The organism is Bradyrhizobium sp. 27S5, from assembly GCF_037217225.1.
In the GTDB taxonomy this organism is placed as follows: Bacteria; Pseudomonadota; Alphaproteobacteria; order Rhizobiales; family Xanthobacteraceae; genus Bradyrhizobium; species Bradyrhizobium septentrionale.
This window is the reverse complement of record NZ_CP147714.1, coordinates 7892648-7911205: the sequence shown is the minus strand read 5'-3', so window position 1 is coordinate 7911205 and position 18558 is coordinate 7892648. Positions and strand designations below refer to the sequence as shown.

Genomic DNA, 18558 nt, shown 5'->3' with positions numbered 1-18558 from the left:
TTTTCGAGCGAAGCCTGTCCCGCACTTGATGCGGGATGCGCACCGGCGGCGCCAAACTCCGTTCGGCATGTCTCCGCGCCAGGCTGCGGTTGCCGGTGTGCCGCCGGTCAGTTCGGTCCGGACGCGGACACCACGCCTGGAACAGGAAAAGCCCGGCACATCTCGGTGCATTCCGACCTGAGGCGCGCGACGACCGCATCGTCTCCATTCGCCCGCAGAGCCGCCGCAATGAACCCGCCGATACGATGCATTTCGGCTTCTCCCATGCCGCGCGTGGTCGCCGCCGGTGTCCCGAGGCGAACACCGCTCGGCCTGAGCGGCGGGCGCGGATCGTCCGGAATGACTTGCTTGTTGGTGGTGATGGCGATGGCATCGAGCACGTCCTCGGCCGCTCGCCCGTTCAGCCCGACCGATGCTGCCGTATCGACGACCATCATGTGATTGTCCGTCCCGTCGGTGACCAGCTTCATCCCTCGATCCATCAGCGCGCCGGAAAGCACCTTCGCGTTGCGCAAGACCTGCCGCGCGTAGGCCTGGAAATCCGCGGTCGCCGCCTTCTTGAGCGTCACGGCAATCCCGGCCACGACGTTCATGTGAGGCCCGCCCTGCAAACCGGGAAAGACCGAAGCATCGATCCGGCCGGCATGTTCCTTCCGGCACAGGATGATCCCGCCACGGGGGCCGCGCAGCGACTTGTGGGACGTCGTCGTCATGACGTCGAAGCCGGCATCGAGCGGATTGCGCATGACGTCAGCGGCAACCAATCCGCCATAATGGCTGACGTCGGCCATCGTGAGCGCGCCGACTTCGTCGGCAATGCTCTTGAATGCCGCATAGTCCAGGTCGCGCGGATAGGAGCTGTAGCCGCACAACACCATCTTCGGACGCGCTTCACGCGCCGTCGCGCGCAATGCGTCGAAATCGATCGCGCCGCCGTTTGACGGCGCCGTCTTGTAGCGAATGAAGTTGAACAAGCGCCCCATGTGGGACACCGGCGCGCCGTGGGTGAGATGACCGCCATGGGACAGGTCCATGGCGAGAATGGTGTCGCCGGGATTCAACAGGCCGAGATAGACGGCCTGATTCATCGGTGATCCGGAAAGCGGCTGAACGTTGGCGTGCTCGGCACGAAACAGCGAGCAGGCCCGCTGCCGCGCGAGGTTCTCGATGTTGTCCGTATACTGCTGGCCGCCGTAGTATCGGCGTCCCGGATACCCTTCCGAATATTTATTGGTGAAGACCGAGCCGAGCAGTTCGAGCACCTCCGGGTAGGTGTAGTTCTCGGACGGAATCAGTTCGACGCCGTCCTGTTGACGGCGCTCTTCGCCCGCAAGGGCGGCGGCGATCTCTTGATCGTTGATGGACAGTTCGTTGCGAAACGACGGCATGCTCGGGCTCCTCAACACGCTGTTTTTCCAGCAGATGGGTTGCCCAGGCGATCGGCGTTGAACCCTTCGCGCTTCACCGTGGTCAATTCCACGTTGGCTCGCCAGTCGCGCGAAAGGACGAATGAGCACGTAGACTCTTCGTGAGGAGAACTTAGCCGACCTGCGGACCTTCCGCAACGACCAGTTCAATGACCGCGGATAAGGGCGATGCCACTTTCGCGGCCGATGCCGGAAAACATCATGCCTCCGAACGGCATCATGTAGCTGATGGCGCGCGAGGTGTTCACCCGCACGGTGCCGGCGAGCAGCTGCTTGTCAGAAGAGCCGACCTGGGACTGATGCGAGCTTCATCGCGAACCAATGGGCCACCTTCTACGCCGGCAGCTTTGCGTTTAAACTGCCGCTACGGAGGTGTATGATAGATCAGTCGTAAGTGCATTCAACAGCGAACCAAGCAATTGCCGATCAAACGGCGAGAACTGATGACCGTTGCTCCAATCAAAACGGATAAAGGCGAAGACAGCGTCTTCGCCCATCCCTCGTTCTACGCTGAATTCGCACCGCGCGACGATCAGGCCGCCTTTGTGGACTCGATCTATATCCTGAAAGACCGGGGCCGGCTGACGGAAAGTCGGATATCATTCGCTTCCCCGCTCAAGGAGCTTGCCTTCGTATTCCGGGAAGGCGATTCGGCCGGCAAAGTGGTCTTCAACGAGCCGAGCCTCGATTGCAGAAGAAAAGGAAGGGCGTTCTTCGGTTGGATCGTCGGTGTCAAGTTGAAACCGAATTGGCCGGGAACGCCGAGCGTCCACAATCCGACGATCGTCGCGTGTCGCGATGCGCTGGCGCGAATCGTCCGGGACAGTCCATCGTGCTTTGACATTCTCGACAGCGTGGATCTGATGTTACTCGCGCTCGCGCGGAAGGCGAGGCCCCCCTCGATTCCGGGGTGCGACCCGCTGGATGCGCCGCATGGTCGGGTGAGCGAGCTGGCGGGCCATGTCGGTAAATCGGTCCGGACGGTGCAGAGGCGAGTGCGAACGTCGACCGGTTGCCCGCCCAAGCGTTTTCTTGCCGTGCAGCGCTTCCGTCGCTCGGTCTACGAAATCGCGGCCGGAGGCGATGGTCTGTCGGGGATTGCATCTGATCTCGGATTTTCCGATCAGGCCCACCTCACCAGAGAGTTTCGGCGACACGCCGGTGTCACGCCCGGGGCGTTCCGGCAGGCGTGGGGCAGGCCCCGTGCGCAGGCTGTCCGATTTCTTCAAGACGCCGAACGATCCTCGCGTCTAGTGATGGCGGTGTGGCCACTCGGGACCACGACCGAGTCCGGTTGAGCAGGTTCGCCTTTCACGCTGGCAGGTCGCGGGCCGTCGCCTCGATCCATCGTCAGACGCGGGCAGCTCAGAATGATCATCGACGCCTGGATGCAGCATCCGAATCCCGCCTGGATCGGGGATCCGATGTTCGAGTCGTTGCGTCGGTGGAGACCCGGCAAATGGTCGGAAACGGCGCCCCCTATCGGAGACACGCTTGCCGAGATGGATCGTGCAGGCGTTTCTATGGGCACGCTCTGTGGCTGGCACGGTCCGGGCGGGCCGATGATCAGTAACGACGAGGTCGCCCAACACTGCCAGGCTCACCCTGACCGCTTCGTCGGAATCGCTTCGGTCGATCTCTTCCGCCCGATGGACGCGGTACGAGAGTTGAGGCTGCGCGTGAAGAGAGACGGATTTAAGGGACTGCGTATTCTGCCTTGGGTGTGGGGGCTGCCGCCGGACGATCGCCGGTACTATCCTCTGTTCGCGGAGTGCTGCGAACTCGACATCCCGTTCTGCACGCAGGTTGGACACGCGGGGCCTCTGCGCGAATCCGAACCGGGACGTCCCATTCCCTATCTCGATCGTGTCGCGCTCGAATTTCCCGAGCTTCGTATTCTCGGCGGCCATATCGGCGTCCCGTGGCTCGGCGAGATGTTATCGCTGGTCATGAAGTACCCGAACGTCTTCATCGACACGTCGGCCTACAAGGTTAGCCGCTACCCGCCCGACCTCGTCGCGTACATGCGGGGCAAGAAGAGGCATCGGGTTCTCTTTGGGTCCAACCATCCCTTTTGGCCGGCTGGTGAGTGCATCGCCGGCCTCGCCGACCTCCAACTCGGCGTCGACGCCCGTTCGGCATTCTTGACCGAAAACGCGCGGCGTCTGTTCAAGCTCGCCTGATCTTTCGCAACCATAGGATGACCGATGCCCTGGATCATTGAACGCAAGCACCCGCACGTTGCCGTAGTGACAATGAACACCAACAAGGTCAATGCGCAGAATCCGGCTTTCTTCGCCGACCTACACGCGGCGTTTGATCGCCTGGAAACCGAGTTCGCCGATTGCGCCGTCGTGTTGACCGGATCGGGCGCGGTGTTCACGGCAGGTCTCGACTTTGATCATCATTTCCCGATGTTCGCGCGCCAATCTATCAAGGAGATCGATGCTTGGTTCGACGAATATCGTGCGACGAACCTCCGTCTCTTCACGTATCCGAGGCCGACGGTGGCTGCGCTCAACGGCCATGCCTATGCAGGTGGATTCATCACCGCGATCGATTGCGATCACCGGATCGCCAGCGAAGGTCCGCTGCAGTTCGCGCTGAACGAGGTCCCCATCGGCATTCCGATGCCGGCTGTCTACTGCGAGATCATCAAGCATGCGATCGGTCCGCGATCGGCTTTCGAATTGACGCTGTTTGGTCAGGTTTACGATCTCGCCGCGGCGACGCGACTGGGCATCGTCCAGCAGACAGTCGCGCCGGACAAGTTGCTCGATGCGGCCGTCGCTTGGGCGGCGTCGGTACCGCCGGATTGCTACATGGCCTACGCGTTCTCGAAGCGCGCGCTGCAGGCGACCACAATGACGGCGATCGATGCCGCCGCGCGGCTCGACCGGGACCTGCTGTCGCGCGGCATGTCGGATCTCGGAAGCATTCGCGCCCACACCCGACGCTACAAGGAACTGAAGGGCAGGGACGTGACCTGGCCGCTACCCGCCTAGGCCACCAACCCGATGCTTGCATTGCCGAGCACGGGCGGCAAGGTGATGCCGCACAATGACATTCAGGCGCAATTTTGCCGGCTCCGTTGAAACGTGTATCCTTGACCCTGAGTGTTGCCGTTCGTGTGAACGAGGGGAAGCTATGGACCTCAACGGAAAAGTCGCATTGGTCACCGGCGGGTCGGGTGGAATTGGAGAGGCGATTGCCAAGGCTCTCGCCGCCGCCGGTGCGGACGTTGCCGTTTCCTACGTAGCGGAAGCGGCGCGCGCGGGTGAATTGGTCGAGGCGTTGCGGATGGCTGGCCGGCGCAGCCAGGCGGTGCAGCTTGATCAGCGGGATCCTCAATCGATCGATGCGTGCGTCAAAGCCTTGGCCGGCCATTTTGGCCGGATCGATATTCTGATCAACAACGCCGCGTGGAACGTCGGCATCCCGTTCAAGGAGCTCGACGCGCTAACGCCGGAGATCTGGGATCGGATTCTTGAAACGAATCTTCGCGGACCATTTCTGCTCGCACGGGGTTTTGCCTCTGAACTTCGGCGGCACAAGGCAGGTCGCATTGTCAATATCGCGTCAATTGCCGGGGTTGCACCAGGTGGCAGCAGTATCGCTTACGCGGTCAGCAAGGCGGCATTGATCCATCTTACGCATTGCCTGGCAGTTACATTGTCGCCCGAAGTGACCGTCAACTGTGTCGCCCCCGGCTTGGTCGAAGGAACGCGCATGGCCGAGCGCGTGCCCGAAGCAATGCGGCAGATGGCGCGCGCCCAGTCAGTGCTTGGACGAACCGGAAGCGTCGATGACATTGCCCAGCTCGTGGTGGCTTATTGCCGAATGGACAGCGTGACGGGACAAACGATTGTCGTGGACGGCGGAAATCCGATGGCTATGCATTAGCTTTCCTGAGGTGTTCGGACTGCGACTCGGTTCACCCCCGATGGGAGAGGTGAACCGAAGCGAGAAAACGCGCGCTCACCGCATCACGAATGGATTGGCCGGCACGTCCGTCGCGGTCGAGATCCAGACGCTCTTGGTCTCCTGATATTCGCGCACCGCGTCGATGCCGCTCTCGCGGCCGACGCCGGAGAACTTCATGCCGCCGAACGGCATCATGTAGCTGATGGCGCGGTAGGTGTTCACCCAGACTGTGCCGGCGCGCAGCTGCTTCGGCACGCGGATGGCGCGGGCGAGATCCTTGGTCCAGATGCCGGCGGCGAGGCCGTAGATCGTGTCGTTGGCGATCCGGACGGCGTCTTCCTCGGTGTCGAAGGAGATGATCGACAGCACCGGCCCGAACACCTCCTCGCGGGCGATCCGCATGGTGTTGTCGACATCGGTGAAGATGGTCGGCTCGACGAACTGGCCGCCCTGGATGCCGTCGCCTGTGGCCGGCTTGCCGCCGAGCAAGCAGCGCGCGCCCTCGGCCTTGGCGATGTCGATATAGTCGAGCACCTTCTTGTACTGCGCCGGCGTCGTGATCGGGCCGACATTGGTGTCGGATTTCATGGGATCGCCGATCTTGGCGGACTTTGCCAGCTCCAGCACGCGCGCGACGAACTTCTCCTTGATCGAGTTCTGCACCAGAAGGCGCGAGCCCGCGATGCAGGTCTGGCCGGTCGCAGCGAAGATGCCGGAGATCGCGCCGGCCGCGGCTGCGGTGAGGTCGGCATCCTCGAACACGATGTTGGGCGACTTGCCGCCGAGCTCGAGCGAGACGCGCTTCAGGCTCTTGGCCGCGGTCTCGTAGACTCTTGCGCCGGTGGTATCCGATCCCGTGAAGGTGATCTTGGCGACGCCGGGATGTGAGATCAGCGCGGAGCCTGCCTCGGGCCCGAAGCCGGTCACCACGTTGAAGATGCCGTCGGGAATTCCGGCCTCTTTCGTCAGCGCCGCGAATTCCAGCGTGCTGGCCGAGGTGAATTCCGACGGCTTGACCACCACGGCGCAGCCGGCCGCGAGCGCGGCGGCGCATTTCCAGGCGACGAACAGCAGCGGCGAGTTCCAGGCGGTGAGCGCCGCGACGACGCCGACCGGCTCATGCGTCGTGTAGGCGAAGGTATCAGCCTTGTCGATCGGCACCAGGCCGCCCTCGAGCTTGTCGACGAGGCCGCCGAAGTACCACCACCATTCCGGATGGTAGCGCAGCTGGCCGAGCATCTCGGCCATCAGCTTGCCGTTGTCGCGCACCTCGATCTCGGCGAGACGTTCCGCGTTGGCGGCGACGAGGTCGCCGAGCTTGCGCATCACCTTGCCGCGCGCCGACGCCGTCATCTTCGCCCACGGGCCGCGCCACATCGCCTCATTGGCGGCCTTCACCGCCTTGTCGGCGTCGGCGGCCGAGCCGCGCGGGATCTTCGCCCAGGCCTCGCCGCGATAGGGATCGATCGTGTCGAACCATTCGCCGTTGGCGGGGTCGACATACTGGCCGTTGATGTAGAGCTGATAGGTCTTCATGAGGTCCTCCCGCAAGGCGATGGTTCTGGTTGGCGCAACGGTATCACGCATTTCGCGACGCCGTCACAACGCTGCCGCGTGCAAGGGCTGCGCATAGGTTGCAGCCGGGCAGGGCGGCGTCAGCCGCGCGGCGCGGCGAGCTCGGCTGCGATGATCGCGCCGAGCGCCATGTCGCTCTGCTGCCCAAAGCCGTGATGCACGATGTTGCCGTCGCGGCCGATCAGGATGCTGGTCGGCGTTCCCTGCATGCCGTAGCGCTGCATGGTGACGGGGATCGGCGTGCCGTCACCGGCCTTGTCGACGCCGATCGGAAAGGTCAGCCGGTATTCGTGGATGAAGGCTTCCAGCGCGACCTCCGTCATCGCCGCGTGATGCTCGAACACGGTGTGCAGCCCGATCACCTGCAGGTCGGAATGCTTGAACAGCTCGAACGCGCGCTGGGTCTGCGGCGTGCCGTGGGCGACGCAGCCGGGGCACAGCATCTGGAAGGCGTGCAGCAGAACCGGGCGGCCGCGCAGCGCCGCCAGGGTCAGGGGTTCGCCGGTGTTGAACCAGCGCGACACGGCGATTTCCGGTGCTGGAGTCACAGATCGGTTCCTTGCGCCTGCCACCTTGCGGCAGGTTGGCAAGACCGGCGCGGGTCTGTCAACGATGGCAGGTCAGGACGGGCTCGCCGCAGCCCGGCGTGCGCGGCGCGCGGCACGCCGCCGCTGGTTCCAGAGCCTGGCGCGGTCGAGATAGAGATAGACCACCGGCGTGGTGTAGAGCGTCAGGATCTGGCTCAGGATCAGGCCGCCGAAAATCGCGATGCCGAGCGGCTGGCGCAGCTCGCTGCCTTCGCCGAGGCCGATCATCAGCGGCACCGCGCCGAACAAGGCGGCGAGCGTCGTCATCATGATCGGGCGGAACCGCATCAGGCAGGCCTCGTAGATCGCGTCGCGCGACGACAGCCCGCGCTGGCGCTCGGCGTCGAGCGCGAAGTCGATCATCATGATCGCGTTCTTCTTCACGATGCCGACCAGGAGGATCACCCCGATCATGCCGATGATGTCGAAATCGGTGTGCGACAGCATCAGCGCCGCCACCGCGCCGACGCCGGCCGAGGGCAAAGTGGAGAGGATGGTCAGCGGGTGGATGTAGCTCTCGTAGAGCATGCCGAGCGAGATGTAGATTGTCGCCAGCGCGGCAAGAATGAGAAACAGCTCGTTCGCCAGCGCCTGCTGGAAGATCTTGGCGGAGCCGGCAAACCCGCCATTGATGCCCGCCGGCATGCCGAGCGCATGCATCGCGCTCATCGTGCTCTCGATCGTGGTGGTCGCGGTGCTCAGCGAGGTGCCCGGCGCCAGGTTGAACGAGATGGTGCTGGCGACCAGGAGATCCTGGTGGTTGACGGCGAGCGGCGTCACGCCGTGCTCGAAGCGGGCGACGCTGGACAGCGGAATCATCGTCTCGGCGCTGGTCGAGACCGCGGTTCCGGTCGAGGCGACGCCCTTGCCGGTGGCGCCGATCGAGTTGGTCGCCTGGTTGCGCACCACATTGGCGGCGACAGAGCTGACCGAGTTCTTCTGCGACGACGAGGCGACCGTTCCGGCCACCGCGTTGGTTGACTGCGTGCCGCTCGCCGACCCGCCCGAGGTCGAGATATAGACCTCCTTCAGGGTCTGCGGGTCCTGCGAGAAGCGCGGCGCGACCTCCATGATCACGTGATACTGGTTGCGCGCGACGAAGATGGTCGAGACCTGGCGCTGCCCGAACGCGTCATACAGCGTGTTGTCGAGCTGGGCGACCGTGATCCCGAGCCGCGAGGCGGCGTCGCGATCGATGATCAGATTGGCCTGCAGCGCCTTGTTCTGCTGGTCGGTGTTGACGTCGGCCAGCGTCGGCTCCTTCTGCAGCGCGGCGACAAGCTTCGGCGTCCACTCGTTCAGCTCCTCGAAGGTCGAGCCCTTCAGCGTGTATTGATACGCCGCGTTGCCCGAACGGCCGCCGGCGCCGAGATCGCCGATCGATTGCAGGAACAAGGTGGCGCCTGCCACCGTCGCGAGCGGCTCGCGCAGCCGCTCGATCACCTTGTCGGCGCGCAGCTTGCGCTGGTCCATCGGCTTCAGCGAAGCGAACACCGTGCCGGTGTTGGTGCCGCCGCCGGGGCCCACGCCACCACCGCCGGTGAAGCCGACCGCGGTATCGACCGCCGGATCGGCTTTGACGATGTCGATGAACTGCGTCAGCTTCTGCTGCATCAGCTGGAACGAGGTGCTCTGGTCGGCCTGGATCGAGCCGATCAGGAGCCCGGTGTCCTGCTGCGGCACGAACCCCTTGGGCACGACCGTGTAGAGGTGCACGTTCAAATAGAGCGTGCAGCCCAGGATCAGCATTACGAAGAACGGATGGCGCAGCGCGAGGCCGAGCGTCGCGCGGTAGCCGCTCAGCATCAGCTCGAGGACGCGCTCGTTGATCCGGTAGATCCAGCCGTGCGGCTGGCCTTCCTCCCTGCGCAGCAGCACGGCGCACATCATCGGTGTCGTCGTCAGCGAGACCACCAGCGAGATCACGATCGCGATCGTGATCGTCATCGCGAATTCGCGGAACAGCCGGCCGACCAGGCCGCCCATCAACAGGATCGGCACGAACACCGCGATCAGCGACACGCTCATCGACAGCACGGTGAAGCCGACCTCGCGGGTGCCGACCAGCGTCGCCTCCAGTCGCGACAGTCCGGCATCCATGTGGCGGGTGATGTTCTCCAGCACCACGATGGCGTCGTCGACCACGAAGCCGGTCGCCACCGTCAGCGCCATCAGCGAGAAGATGTCGAGGGTGTAGCCGAGCATGTACATCACGGCGAAGGTCGCAATCAGCGACACCCCGACCGCCACCACAGGCACCAGCGTCGCGCGCGCGTTGCGCAGGAACGCGAACACGACCAGGATCACCAGCGCGACGGCGATCAGGAGCGTGATCTCGACGTCGTGCAGCGAGGCCCGGATCGTCTTGGAGCGGTCCATCGCCAGCGTGATGTCGATCGCGTTCGAGACCGAGGCCTTGAGCTGCGGCATCAGCCCCTTCACACTGTCGACCATCTTGATGATGTTGGCGCCCGGCTGCCGGTACACGATCATCACGACCGCCGGCTTGCCGTTGGAAAGGCCGAGCGTGCGGACATTCTCCACGGAATCGATCACGTCGCCGACGTCGGTCAGACGCACCGCCGCGCCGTTGCGGTAGGCGACGACCAGCGGCCTGTAGTCCGCCGCCTTCCTGGCCTGGTCGTTGGCGTAGATCTGGTAGCGCTGGTCGCCGACGTCGATGCCGCCCTTCGGGCTGTGCGCATTGGCGCTGCTCAGCGCGGCGCGGACGTCTTCGAGCCCGATGCCGTATTTGTAGAGCGCCGGCGGGATCAGCTCGACCCGCACCGCGGGCAGCGAACCGCCGCCGACCGAGACCTCGCCGACCCCCTCGACCTGCGACAGCTTTTGCGCGAGCACGGTCGAGGCGGCGTCGTACAGCTCGGCCGGGGTCAGCGTATCAGAGGTCAATGTGTAGATCAGGATCGGCGCCGAGGCCGGGTTGAACTTGCGGTAGGTCGGGTTGGCGCGCAGGTTGGTCGGCAGATCGGCGCGCGCCGCGTTGATCGCCGCCTGCACGTCGCGCGCCGCGCCGTTGATGTCGCGCTCGATGTCGAATTGCAGCGTGATGCGTGCCGAGCCGAGCGAAGACGTCGACGTCATCTCGGTGACGCTGGCGATCTGGCCGAGATGCCGCTCAAGCGGGCTCGCCACGGTGGCGGCGACGTCGGCCGGGCTCGCGCCGGGCAAGGTCGCCTGCACCATGATGGTCGGGATGTCGACGTCCGGCAGCGGCGACACCGGCAGCTTGAAGAACGCGATGATGCCCGCCACCACCAGCCCAAGCGACAGCAGCGTGGTGCCGACCGGCCGGCGGACAAAGGGTGCGGAAAGGTTCATTGCATCAGCGAGCGATGTTTGCGGCTCAGCTTCTATCCGTCCGCGCCGCGATGCAAAAGCCTAAATGTCACAGGGCGCTGCCACACCCCTGCCGTGATTTGCCGGATGGACCGCGCCGCGCGCCGGAAAAGTGCAATCTGGCAACAAGCCGTTTACAAAGCCCGATCGATGCCGCTCATGGAGAGGGTATCGCAGCAGCGGCTGCGCGGATGATTTGCGTAGCAACCATTAGCTCTTTCGGTTGTGTGCGATTGAATTGTCCGATCGCCGTTGATGCTGACGCCGTGCTCGCGGCCATCAAGGCGTGGCCTGTTGAGGGTGAGGATGTGGTGGCATTTGAGCGACGGCCATCCTTGACGGCCGCTGTGCGCGACGTCCTGGTGACGGCAGGTCGGGACGAAGAAACGGCGCCCCGGTCGAACAAAGAAACGCTTCAGGCTGCTGGAACAGCTGACATGTCAGCTTGCCAAGGGGTGCCTCGGGCCACTACGGCGTTGATGAAGACGAGCAGCTTCCTGGCGCAGGCGATTAGCGCGCGCTTGTGACCCTTACCGGCGGCGATCAGTCGCTTGTAAAGGGCGATGAGCTGCGGATTCCAGCGGAACGACGCCGCCAGCGCTGCAGCATAGAGCGCCTCTCGCAGGCGCTTGCGTCCACCGATGATGTGACGAGCGCCAATATGCTCTCCGCTGTCGTCATCATAAGGCGCAAGGCCCGCAAGAGCTGCGGCCTGCTCGCGGCTGATTTGGCCGATCTCCGGCATGCGCACCAGAATGGCGACCGCAGTCGGCAGCCCGGCCCCGCCGACGCTGTAGATCAGATCGAGCCGGGCAGCGAGATCGTGATGTTCGCGGATCGCTGCCACCAAAGCCTTGAACTCGACGCGTTCGCGCTTGGCCAGGCGGACGATATCTTCCTTCCAGAGCTTTTGGATACGCGCATCGCGACAGCTCTCGAGCCGGTTCTTGAACCGCGTGATATCCTCTCCGATCTGATCGATCAGTGTCAGCTGCCCGGCCAAGGGCGATAATCTTGCGTCAGGGGCCGGGTGGATCTTGTTGACCGCAGCGGCGCAGGCGGCGATCAGAGCCGCGTCGATCCGATCGTTCTTGGCACGTTGCCCGCGGTATTTGGCATAGGCACGCACTTGCGCCGGCTGGAACACCACGACGACAAACCGCATGCGCCGTAACTCGGCGACGACGGCTTGCTCATAGCCACCGCTCGCCTCGATCCCAACCCGCTTGACCTTGCGCCGCCCAAGCCACTCCAGCAGCGCCTTGTGACCTTCTGCCGTGTTCTCCACCTGCAGCTGCTCCGAGTTGCCGTCGAGCGCCACGTCGAGCTTGCGCTTGCCGGTATCGATCCCGGCACAGATTGTGGTACGCTTGGCCATCTTCCTCGACCCTCCCTTGTGATGCGAACCTAAAGTTCGTTCAACCATGCGGGTCCCGATGAGTGCCGATCGCGATCTTGCTACGAACGACAGCCCTCAAGGCTTCGATGGGTAACGATCCGATCGATCAGCGGCCCAGCCCGGGCGGCTACCCGAGCTGGGCCATTCCTCACGGAACGAGGCCAGTCTAACCCAGTGCGCTAATACAAGGATGGGTGGAGCGAAGCGATACCCATCACCTCACTGCGCGGATGCAATTGATGGGTATCGCTGCGCTCCACCCATCCTACGAGATCGGCCTGATTCATCAATGCTGCCGGCCCACCGCGCCTCAGCGCGGATCAACCCCGCCCGTCGCACGCGCGTCGCGATGCAGCGTCGCGCCCGCATCATGCAGCATCATCGCCAGCTGATGCAGTGGCTGATCGCGAAAGCCCTGCTGCTCGATCGCGGCGACCGTCGAGAGCACGTAGTCGCGGTTGTTGCCGGAGCGGCCGTGGCCCTGCTGCACCAGGCGCAGCTGTTCGGCCAGCGACAGCCGCCCGGCATATTGCACATGGCCGCGATCGACCACATAGGCCAGCGCACTGACGCGATCGCGCGCCGTGTTCTCCAGCCACACCGAGCGCATCACCTCGCGATAGACATTGGTGGTCTGCTCGCGCGCCCGCAAATAGGCGATGGTGTCGTGGCGCCGGCGGGTGGCAACGCGGAACGCGATGCCGCGGCAGGCGCCGCCGCGGTCGAGTCCGAGCACCAGGCCGGGCTTCTCCGGCGTGCCGCGGTGGTCGAAGGAATAGACGCAGAGTGCGCGATGTTCGCCGATCAGCCGCGCCGGCACCTGCTCGAGGTACTCGAAGCCCGGCTTCCACATCAGCGAGCCGTAGCCGAACACCCAGAGGTCGCCGTCGGCGGTTTCGGAGTTGAGGGGATTTGCAGCCATTGCACCGATGGGCTAGCAGAACACGCTGCCCAAGCGAAGCAAATTCCGTGATGTTTCCAAGGGTTGATCAAGGCTTGCTAAGGGCTTGTTCAGGGCTTGCCGCCGCTTAGATTCTGACAAATTCGCCCGCCAAAGGACGCCGCATGTCCGATTTGACCTCTGCCCCCCGCCGCCGCTCGCGCTTCGGCCTCTATGCCGTCCCCGTCGCGGTCCTGATCGCCGCGGTCGCGTGGAGCGGCTTCTGGTTCTTTGCCGCCTCGCAGGTCGGCGTGCAGGCCGATGCCTGGCGTGCGCAGGAGGCGAAGGCCGGCCGGGTCTATGACTGCGGCAACCGCTCGGTGGCGGGCTACCCGTTCCGCTTCGAGGTCCGCTGCACCGATCCGAGCGTGATGCTGGTGTCGCAGACCGCCTCGCCGCAGATGGCGTTCGTGGCGCGGCTGGCCGAGATCCTTGTGGTGGCGCAGGTCTACGACCCCAAGCTCGTGATCGCCGAGTTCAAGGGCCCGGCGACGATCGCCGAGCGCAACGCGCAGCCGACGCTGCAGGTCAACTGGAAGCTGGGCCGCAGCAGCGTGGTCGGCTTGCCGGCGGTGCCGCAGCGCGCCTCGCTGGTGTTTGACGATCTCGCGATCGACCGGATCGGCGGTGTCGCGCCGATCCCGGTGGCCCACGTCAATCACATCGAGCTGCACGGCAGGCAGATCGACGGCTCGGCGCCGGACAATCCCGCGATCGAGGCCGTGCTGCAGATATCAGGCGGCACCTTGCAGGAGGTGCACCCGCTGCTCGCCCAGCCGTTCAATGCCGACATCCATGCGCGGCTCAACGGGTTGAAGGATTTCTCGCCAAAGCCCTGGCCGGATCGCTTTCGCGAGATCCAGGCGGCCGGCGGCAGCGTCGAGATCCAGCAGTCGCGGATCGAGCAGGGCGATGTCGTCTCGGTCGCCGCCGGCACGCTGCGCTTGAACGCGCAAGGGTTGATCGAGGGCGAGCTGCAGATGACGGTCGCCGGCCTCGAGCGCGTCATCCCCGCGCTCGGCATCGACAAGATGCTGGAGGAGGGCGTGCCGCAGGCAACGCTGGATCGCGTCGCGCCGGGTGTGAAGAGCCAGGACCTCAGCAATCTGTTCGGCGCGCTGGATCGCGCGATTCCCGGCTTCGGCAAGGTGATCAAGCAAAACGCCAATGCCGGCATTTCCGCCGGCATCAATTCGCTCGGCACCGAGGCCTCGCTCGAAGGCAAGAAGGCGCGCAGCTTCCCGCTGCGCTTCGCCGACGGCGCGGTGTTTCTGGGGCCGTTGAAAGTCGGACAGATTCCGCCGCTGTTCTGAGCGTATGGACGTTGTGAAGCTCCGTCATTGCGAGGAGCGACAGCGACGAAGCAATCCATCTCTCCGCATATGCGGCGCGATGGATTGCTTCACTTCGCTCGCAATGACGGAGCTAGTTAGTAGGTCGAAGTAACCTCGTAGGGCGGGTTAGGCGAAGCCGTAACCCGCCGCGCAAACCCACCAGGATGGCGGATTACGCTACGCTAATCCGTCCTACACAGCGGGCGCACTCCTTATATCTCGCGCGCGATACCATTCGCTGCCACTAAACATTCCCGCGTTCGCGATGAGAATAACGTGACCGGAATAATCCGGCTCCCGGCGAATATCACTCCCCGAATACCGCTCTCTGCTGCCTGAGGAAACAAACCCAGTAGGAGGAAGCGATGCGAATTCTCGGGGGAATTCTGCTCGGCAGCATGCTGCTGTCGACTGGTTCTGCGTTTGCGGAAGACGATGCGTCCGAACTGAAGGCGTTGAAGACGCGCCTCAGGCAGCTCGAACAGAAAATGGAGGTGCAGGCGCGCAAGGAGGAGGCGCTGGCCGCCAGAGAGAACGCAAGGGAGAATCCAAGACAGAACACGCAGATGGCGGCGAAGGCGCCGGTGCCGTTCGATCCCTGCGCCTCGGGCAAGCTCTGCTACAAGGGCGTCACCTTCACGTTCGGCGGCTGGGTCGATCTCACCGGCATCTACCGCAGCCGCAATCTCGCCTCCGACACCGGCTCGGTCTACAACTTCATTCCGTTCCCGCAGAGCAAGAACTTCAACACCGACGAATCGCGCTTCTCCGCGCGGCAGAGCCGCTTCTCGCTGCTCGCGGAAGCCGAGGTGTTCGCCAACACCCATGTCGCCGGTTACGGCGAACTGGATCTCGAAGGCGCGGCGCAGACCGCGAATTCGGTCGCGACCAACTCCTTCAACCCGCGGCTGCGCCAGGCCAGCATCGAGATCGATCGCACCGATCTCGGCCTGCATTTTCTCGCAGGCCAGAGCTGGTCGCTCAATGCACCGAGCAAGGCCGGCATCGATCCGCGCGGGGTCGATGCTCCCGGCGTGATCGATTTCGAATCGGTGCCCGGCTTCCTCGCGGCGCGGCAGCCCGGCATTCGCGTCTGGCAGGATTTCGGGCCCGAGTTCAAGCTCGCGGTCTCGGCGGAGAATGCGCAGAGCTCGTTCTTCGGCGGCAACACGCCGCTGGTCGGCACGCCCGCGGTCGGACCGCAGGGCGTGCTCAATCCGAACGTGCTGGTCAACCTCACCGGTCCGGGCGGCAGCTTCTTCAACAACGCCAACAATGTCAGCCTCAACCACGTGCCTGATTTCACCGTGAAGGGCGCGTGGGATCCGCGGCTCGGGCCCTACAAGCTGCATGTCGAGGGCTGGGCGATGTATCGCGACTTCTACGACCACTTCAACTTCGCCAATCACGACGTCAACACGGTGAGCTTCGGCGGACATTTCTCGGCGGAGATCGTGCCGAAGCTGCTGGAGCTGCAGGGCTCGGCGTCGCACGGCGCGCTCGGCCGCTTTACCGCGACGCCGTTCCCGGACGCGACCTTGCGTCAGGACGGCTCGATCCAGCCACTGCCGATCACGGCATTCCTGATCGGCACGGTCTGGCACACGACGCCGTCGCTCGATCTCTATGCCTATGCCGGCCTCGAGAAGACCAAGGCGACGTTCTCCAATGTCGGCACGGTGCCGTTCGGCTACGGCAATCCGCTCTACAACAATCTCGGCTGCAACATCGAGAACTCGCCGGCGGCGACTTGTAACGCCAACACCTCGCAGGTCAGGCAGTACACCGTCGGCTTCTACGACACCATCTTCAAAGGCGATTACGGGGCGATCAAGGCCGGCGTGCAGTATTCCTACAACCAGCGCTTCGCCTTCGAAGGTGTCGGCGGCGCGCCGAAGACCGACGACCACATCGTCATGACCCAGGTCCGCTACTACCCGTTCTAGCGATCGAATAGCAAATGGCGTGCTTCGATTCTGTCAGGGCGTGAACCTATCTACCTCGTCATTGCGAGGAGCGATAGCGACGAAGCAATCCATCGCTGTACTTGCCGCGCGATGGGTTGCTTCACTTCGCTCGCAATGCCGGGACAGATCGGTTCACCGCCTCTGCGGACCGAAGCTCTGGAAAGGAGACTGCAGATGAGGATCGTGACCAGAAAGGAGCGAGCCGTGCTCGCGCGCGAGTTGATGATGGTCAGCCGCGCCGCGCATGTGATGCAGCGAACCGGGCTGGCGATGGCCGGCGCCATGGCCGGCACCTTCGTCGCCGCGCAGCTGGCGAAGGGCAACGTCGCTGTCTTCAGCACACTTGCCTTCATCGCCACGACGATCGTGGTCGGCGCGGTCGGCTTCTATCTCGGCATCGATGTTCCCAAGCTGACGGTGCGCGCGACGGGGCGCATCGACGTCGTCGAGCTGCTGAGCGCGGGCGGCATCTTCCTCGCCGCGCTGGCCGCGCTGGTGTCGGTCTATGGCATCGTCTTCGACGAGATTCCGCCGCGGGCCTGGGAGTTCGTGATCGGCTCGTGGTGGTTTGGCGGCGTCGTCATGCTGGCCACCGCCGGCCTCGTCGGCCGGCAGCGGCTGGCGCAGAAGGTTGCGGCGATGTCGGTGCGATCGAATCGTGCGGCTTCGTAGGCTTAGCTGCAGGCATAACCCACCGCGCCGCGCCTCAACGTCAAGGGCCGCATTGAGGGCGATGGCCACTGAACGTCGGTCAAATTCCGCCGCTGTTCTGGGCGGACTCATTAGTCCCTCGCGCGGGATATCGTACGATCGGCGCGGCAGCCCGAGACGCCGCCGCGCCGATCGCAGCGTTGCAGCCACGTTCCGATCGAATAGGAACGGGGCTGCAGATTGTTGTTTTGAGGCGTTTTATGCTTTAGTGGGTGGCTGGATCGAGATGCTGGCGCAGGGCCTCGTTGATCTGGCCGATCGCGGCTTCGGTGGAAGGCACCTTGCGGATCGCGTTCAGCAACACGAAGTCATGGATCGTGCCGTTGTAGCGAACCGCGGCGACGGCTACGCCGGCATCCTTGAGCTTCCTTGCGTAAGCCTCTCCCTCGTCGCGCAGCGGGTCGTTTTCCGCCGTGATGACGAGCGCCGGCGGCAGGCCCTTGAGCCGGTCGATGCTGGCGCGTAACGGCGACACATAGGGATTGTCGCGGGTCTTGATGTCGGGAGCGTAGAGATCCCAGCCATACTTCATGAACGAGCGTGCGAGGAAACGGCCGGTCCCGTACTCGCGATAGGAACCGGTATCGACGCTGGCGTCGGTCGCCGGAATCAGGAGCACCTGCAAGCTGATCTTGGGCCCGCTGCGGTCCTTGCTCATCAGGGCAAGCGCGGTGGCCATGTTGCCCCCGACCGAATTGCCGGCGACCGCGATCCGGCTGCCGTCAGCACCGAACTCCGCCGCATGCTGCGCGATCCATTGCAGGGCTGCGTAGCTCTCCTCGAGCTGAGTCGGAAACTTGGCCTCCGGCAGCGGCGTGTACTCGACGAATACCCCGATCTGCCCCGTGCCGACGACGAGATCGCGCAGCAGGCGCTGATGGTTCTCGAAATTGCCGACAATCCAGACACCGCCATGAATGAACAGCACGACGCCGGGCCGGGCGCTCGTTTGGACCGGCTTCATGATGTACAGCTTTACGGTCCGGCCATCCTGGTTGATCGTTTGTTCAGACGTCATGACGCCGGACATATCGACGGCCGTCTGGCGCTGCAGGTCGGAGACAATCTGCTGCGGCTTTGGCTGGGGCAGTTCCCAGAACGGACTGGGGTCCTTGTTGAGCTTGGCGAGGAAGGAACGGATCTGAGGATCGATCCGAGGGTCAGTGGCGGCGTCCGGGGCCGCGTCGGCGGCTTGGGTCATGAGCATTGCTCCGAGGCTAAGGATGGCAAGTGACGAGAAGCGTTTCACGGTCGTTCTCTCAGGAGAGGGGTTGCACGCAACACCTGGGTATCCCGGGAGGAGGAGCGGTCGCTTCTGTCGAATGACCAGTCCGATG

Annotated in this window: 14 protein-coding genes, 1 pseudogene and 1 riboswitch; of the genes and pseudogenes, 7 read left to right on the top strand and 8 right to left on the bottom strand. The window is 64.1% G+C overall.

Annotation, left to right across the window (positions count from 1 at the left end; translation table 11 throughout):
- Nucleotides 1-107 precede the first annotated feature (107 nt).
- Together glyA and WDM24_RS37245 are read right to left on the bottom strand one after the other, a co-directional pair.
- Nucleotides 108-1388: a serine hydroxymethyltransferase gene (gene glyA / locus WDM24_RS37250; RefSeq protein WP_338692364.1), complete on the bottom strand. Its 1281-nt coding sequence runs from the start codon at nucleotides 1386-1388 to the stop codon at nucleotides 108-110.
- A 34-nt stretch (nucleotides 1389-1422) separates the two neighbouring features.
- Nucleotides 1423-1507: riboswitch (ZMP/ZTP riboswitch) on the bottom strand.
- A 75-nt stretch (nucleotides 1508-1582) separates the two neighbouring features.
- A pseudogene (locus WDM24_RS37245) lies at nucleotides 1583-1702 on the bottom strand (aldehyde dehydrogenase family protein); the annotation flags it as partial.
- Nucleotides 1703-1870: 168 nt separating this feature from the next.
- Between WDM24_RS37245 and WDM24_RS37240 the strand changes: the two are divergent.
- The 4 genes from WDM24_RS37240 (at nucleotide 1871) to WDM24_RS37225 (ending at nucleotide 5330) form a co-directional block, all read left to right on the top strand.
- Nucleotides 1871-2725 (top strand): AraC family transcriptional regulator, encoded by an 855-nt coding sequence (locus tag WDM24_RS37240; RefSeq protein ID WP_338829259.1) that lies wholly within the window; start codon nucleotides 1871-1873, stop codon nucleotides 2723-2725.
- A 72-nt stretch (nucleotides 2726-2797) separates the two neighbouring features.
- Nucleotides 2798-3610 (top strand): amidohydrolase family protein, encoded by an 813-nt coding sequence (locus WDM24_RS37235; RefSeq protein WP_338829258.1) that lies wholly within the window; start codon nucleotides 2798-2800, stop codon nucleotides 3608-3610.
- A gap of 24 nt (nucleotides 3611-3634) precedes the next feature.
- The gene (locus WDM24_RS37230) at nucleotides 3635-4432 is read left to right on the top strand and encodes an enoyl-CoA hydratase/isomerase family protein (protein WP_338692360.1); all 798 of its coding nucleotides are present in this window, start codon (nucleotides 3635-3637) and stop codon (nucleotides 4430-4432) included.
- A gap of 142 nt (nucleotides 4433-4574) precedes the next feature.
- Nucleotides 4575-5330 (top strand): SDR family NAD(P)-dependent oxidoreductase, encoded by a 756-nt coding sequence (locus WDM24_RS37225; protein ID WP_338692359.1) that lies wholly within the window; start codon nucleotides 4575-4577, stop codon nucleotides 5328-5330.
- Nucleotides 5331-5405: 75 nt separating this feature from the next.
- Here the strand turns inward: WDM24_RS37225 and WDM24_RS37220 are convergent, their stop codons facing one another.
- The 5 genes from WDM24_RS37220 to WDM24_RS37200 form a co-directional block, all read right to left on the bottom strand.
- Nucleotides 5406-6887, bottom strand: a complete 1482-nt coding sequence (locus WDM24_RS37220) for an aldehyde dehydrogenase (protein WP_338829257.1) — start codon at nucleotides 6885-6887, stop codon at nucleotides 5406-5408.
- Between the two features lie 119 nt (nucleotides 6888-7006).
- Nucleotides 7007-7474 (bottom strand): peroxiredoxin family protein, encoded by a 468-nt coding sequence (locus tag WDM24_RS37215; protein ID WP_166299365.1) that lies wholly within the window; start codon nucleotides 7472-7474, stop codon nucleotides 7007-7009.
- Between the two features lie 72 nt (nucleotides 7475-7546).
- A complete protein-coding gene (locus tag WDM24_RS37210) occupies nucleotides 7547-10852 on the bottom strand; it encodes an efflux RND transporter permease subunit (RefSeq protein WP_338829256.1) in 3306 nt (1101 codons plus the stop codon).
- A 433-nt stretch (nucleotides 10853-11285) separates the two neighbouring features.
- Nucleotides 11286-12248: an IS110 family transposase gene (locus WDM24_RS37205; RefSeq protein WP_338829190.1), complete on the bottom strand. Its 963-nt coding sequence runs from the start codon at nucleotides 12246-12248 to the stop codon at nucleotides 11286-11288.
- 331 nt (nucleotides 12249-12579) lie between these two features.
- Nucleotides 12580-13191, bottom strand: coding sequence for a gamma-glutamylcyclotransferase (locus tag WDM24_RS37200; protein ID WP_338829255.1), 612 nt, complete (start codon nucleotides 13189-13191; stop codon nucleotides 12580-12582).
- Between the two features lie 143 nt (nucleotides 13192-13334).
- On the opposite strand from WDM24_RS37200, the gene WDM24_RS37195 reads away from it, so the two are divergent.
- The 3 genes from WDM24_RS37195 (at nucleotide 13335) to WDM24_RS37185 (ending at nucleotide 17182) form a co-directional block, all read left to right on the top strand.
- Nucleotides 13335-14522, top strand: coding sequence for a DUF2125 domain-containing protein (locus tag WDM24_RS37195; protein ID WP_338829254.1), 1188 nt, complete (start codon nucleotides 13335-13337; stop codon nucleotides 14520-14522).
- Nucleotides 14523-14908: 386 nt separating this feature from the next.
- On the top strand, nucleotides 14909-16489 hold the full coding sequence (locus WDM24_RS37190; protein ID WP_338829253.1) for a hypothetical protein: 1581 nt from the start codon (nucleotides 14909-14911) through the stop codon (nucleotides 16487-16489).
- 195 nt (nucleotides 16490-16684) lie between these two features.
- Nucleotides 16685-17182: a hypothetical protein gene (locus WDM24_RS37185; RefSeq protein ID WP_338692352.1), complete on the top strand. Its 498-nt coding sequence runs from the start codon at nucleotides 16685-16687 to the stop codon at nucleotides 17180-17182.
- Nucleotides 17183-17426: 244 nt separating this feature from the next.
- Here WDM24_RS37185 and WDM24_RS37180 read toward each other — a convergent pair whose 3' ends face one another.
- On the bottom strand, nucleotides 17427-18422 hold the full coding sequence (locus WDM24_RS37180) for an alpha/beta hydrolase (RefSeq protein WP_338829252.1): 996 nt from the start codon (nucleotides 18420-18422) through the stop codon (nucleotides 17427-17429).
- Nucleotides 18423-18558: the final 136 nt, after the last annotated feature.

Excerpts from the sequence above, each read along its gene's own strand:
- WDM24_RS37200 (WP_338829255.1), bottom strand. The coding sequence starts at position 13,191 with ATGGCTGCAAATCCCCTCAACTCCGAAACCGCCGACGGCGACCTCTGG.
- WDM24_RS37240 (WP_338829259.1), top strand. The coding sequence starts at position 1,871 with ATGACCGTTGCTCCAATCAAAACGGATAAAGGCGAAGACAGCGTCTTC.
- WDM24_RS37190 (WP_338829253.1), top strand. The coding sequence starts at position 14,909 with ATGCGAATTCTCGGGGGAATTCTGCTCGGCAGCATGCTGCTGTCGACT.
- WDM24_RS37205 (WP_338829190.1), bottom strand. The coding sequence starts at position 12,248 with ATGGCCAAGCGTACCACAATCTGTGCCGGGATCGATACCGGCAAGCGC.
- WDM24_RS37195 (WP_338829254.1), top strand. The coding sequence starts at position 13,335 with ATGTCCGATTTGACCTCTGCCCCCCGCCGCCGCTCGCGCTTCGGCCTC.
- WDM24_RS37220 (WP_338829257.1), bottom strand. The coding sequence starts at position 6,887 with ATGAAGACCTATCAGCTCTACATCAACGGCCAGTATGTCGACCCCGCC.
- WDM24_RS37210 (WP_338829256.1), bottom strand. The coding sequence starts at position 10,852 with ATGAACCTTTCCGCACCCTTTGTCCGCCGGCCGGTCGGCACCACGCTG.
- WDM24_RS37180 (WP_338829252.1), bottom strand. The coding sequence starts at position 18,422 with ATGACCCAAGCCGCCGACGCGGCCCCGGACGCCGCCACTGACCCTCGG.
- glyA (WP_338692364.1), bottom strand. The coding sequence starts at position 1,388 with ATGCCGTCGTTTCGCAACGAACTGTCCATCAACGATCAAGAGATCGCC.
- WDM24_RS37225 (WP_338692359.1), top strand. The coding sequence starts at position 4,575 with ATGGACCTCAACGGAAAAGTCGCATTGGTCACCGGCGGGTCGGGTGGA.
- WDM24_RS37230 (WP_338692360.1), top strand. The coding sequence starts at position 3,635 with ATGCCCTGGATCATTGAACGCAAGCACCCGCACGTTGCCGTAGTGACA.
- WDM24_RS37185 (WP_338692352.1), top strand. The coding sequence starts at position 16,685 with ATGAGGATCGTGACCAGAAAGGAGCGAGCCGTGCTCGCGCGCGAGTTG.
- WDM24_RS37235 (WP_338829258.1), top strand. The coding sequence starts at position 2,798 with ATGATCATCGACGCCTGGATGCAGCATCCGAATCCCGCCTGGATCGGG.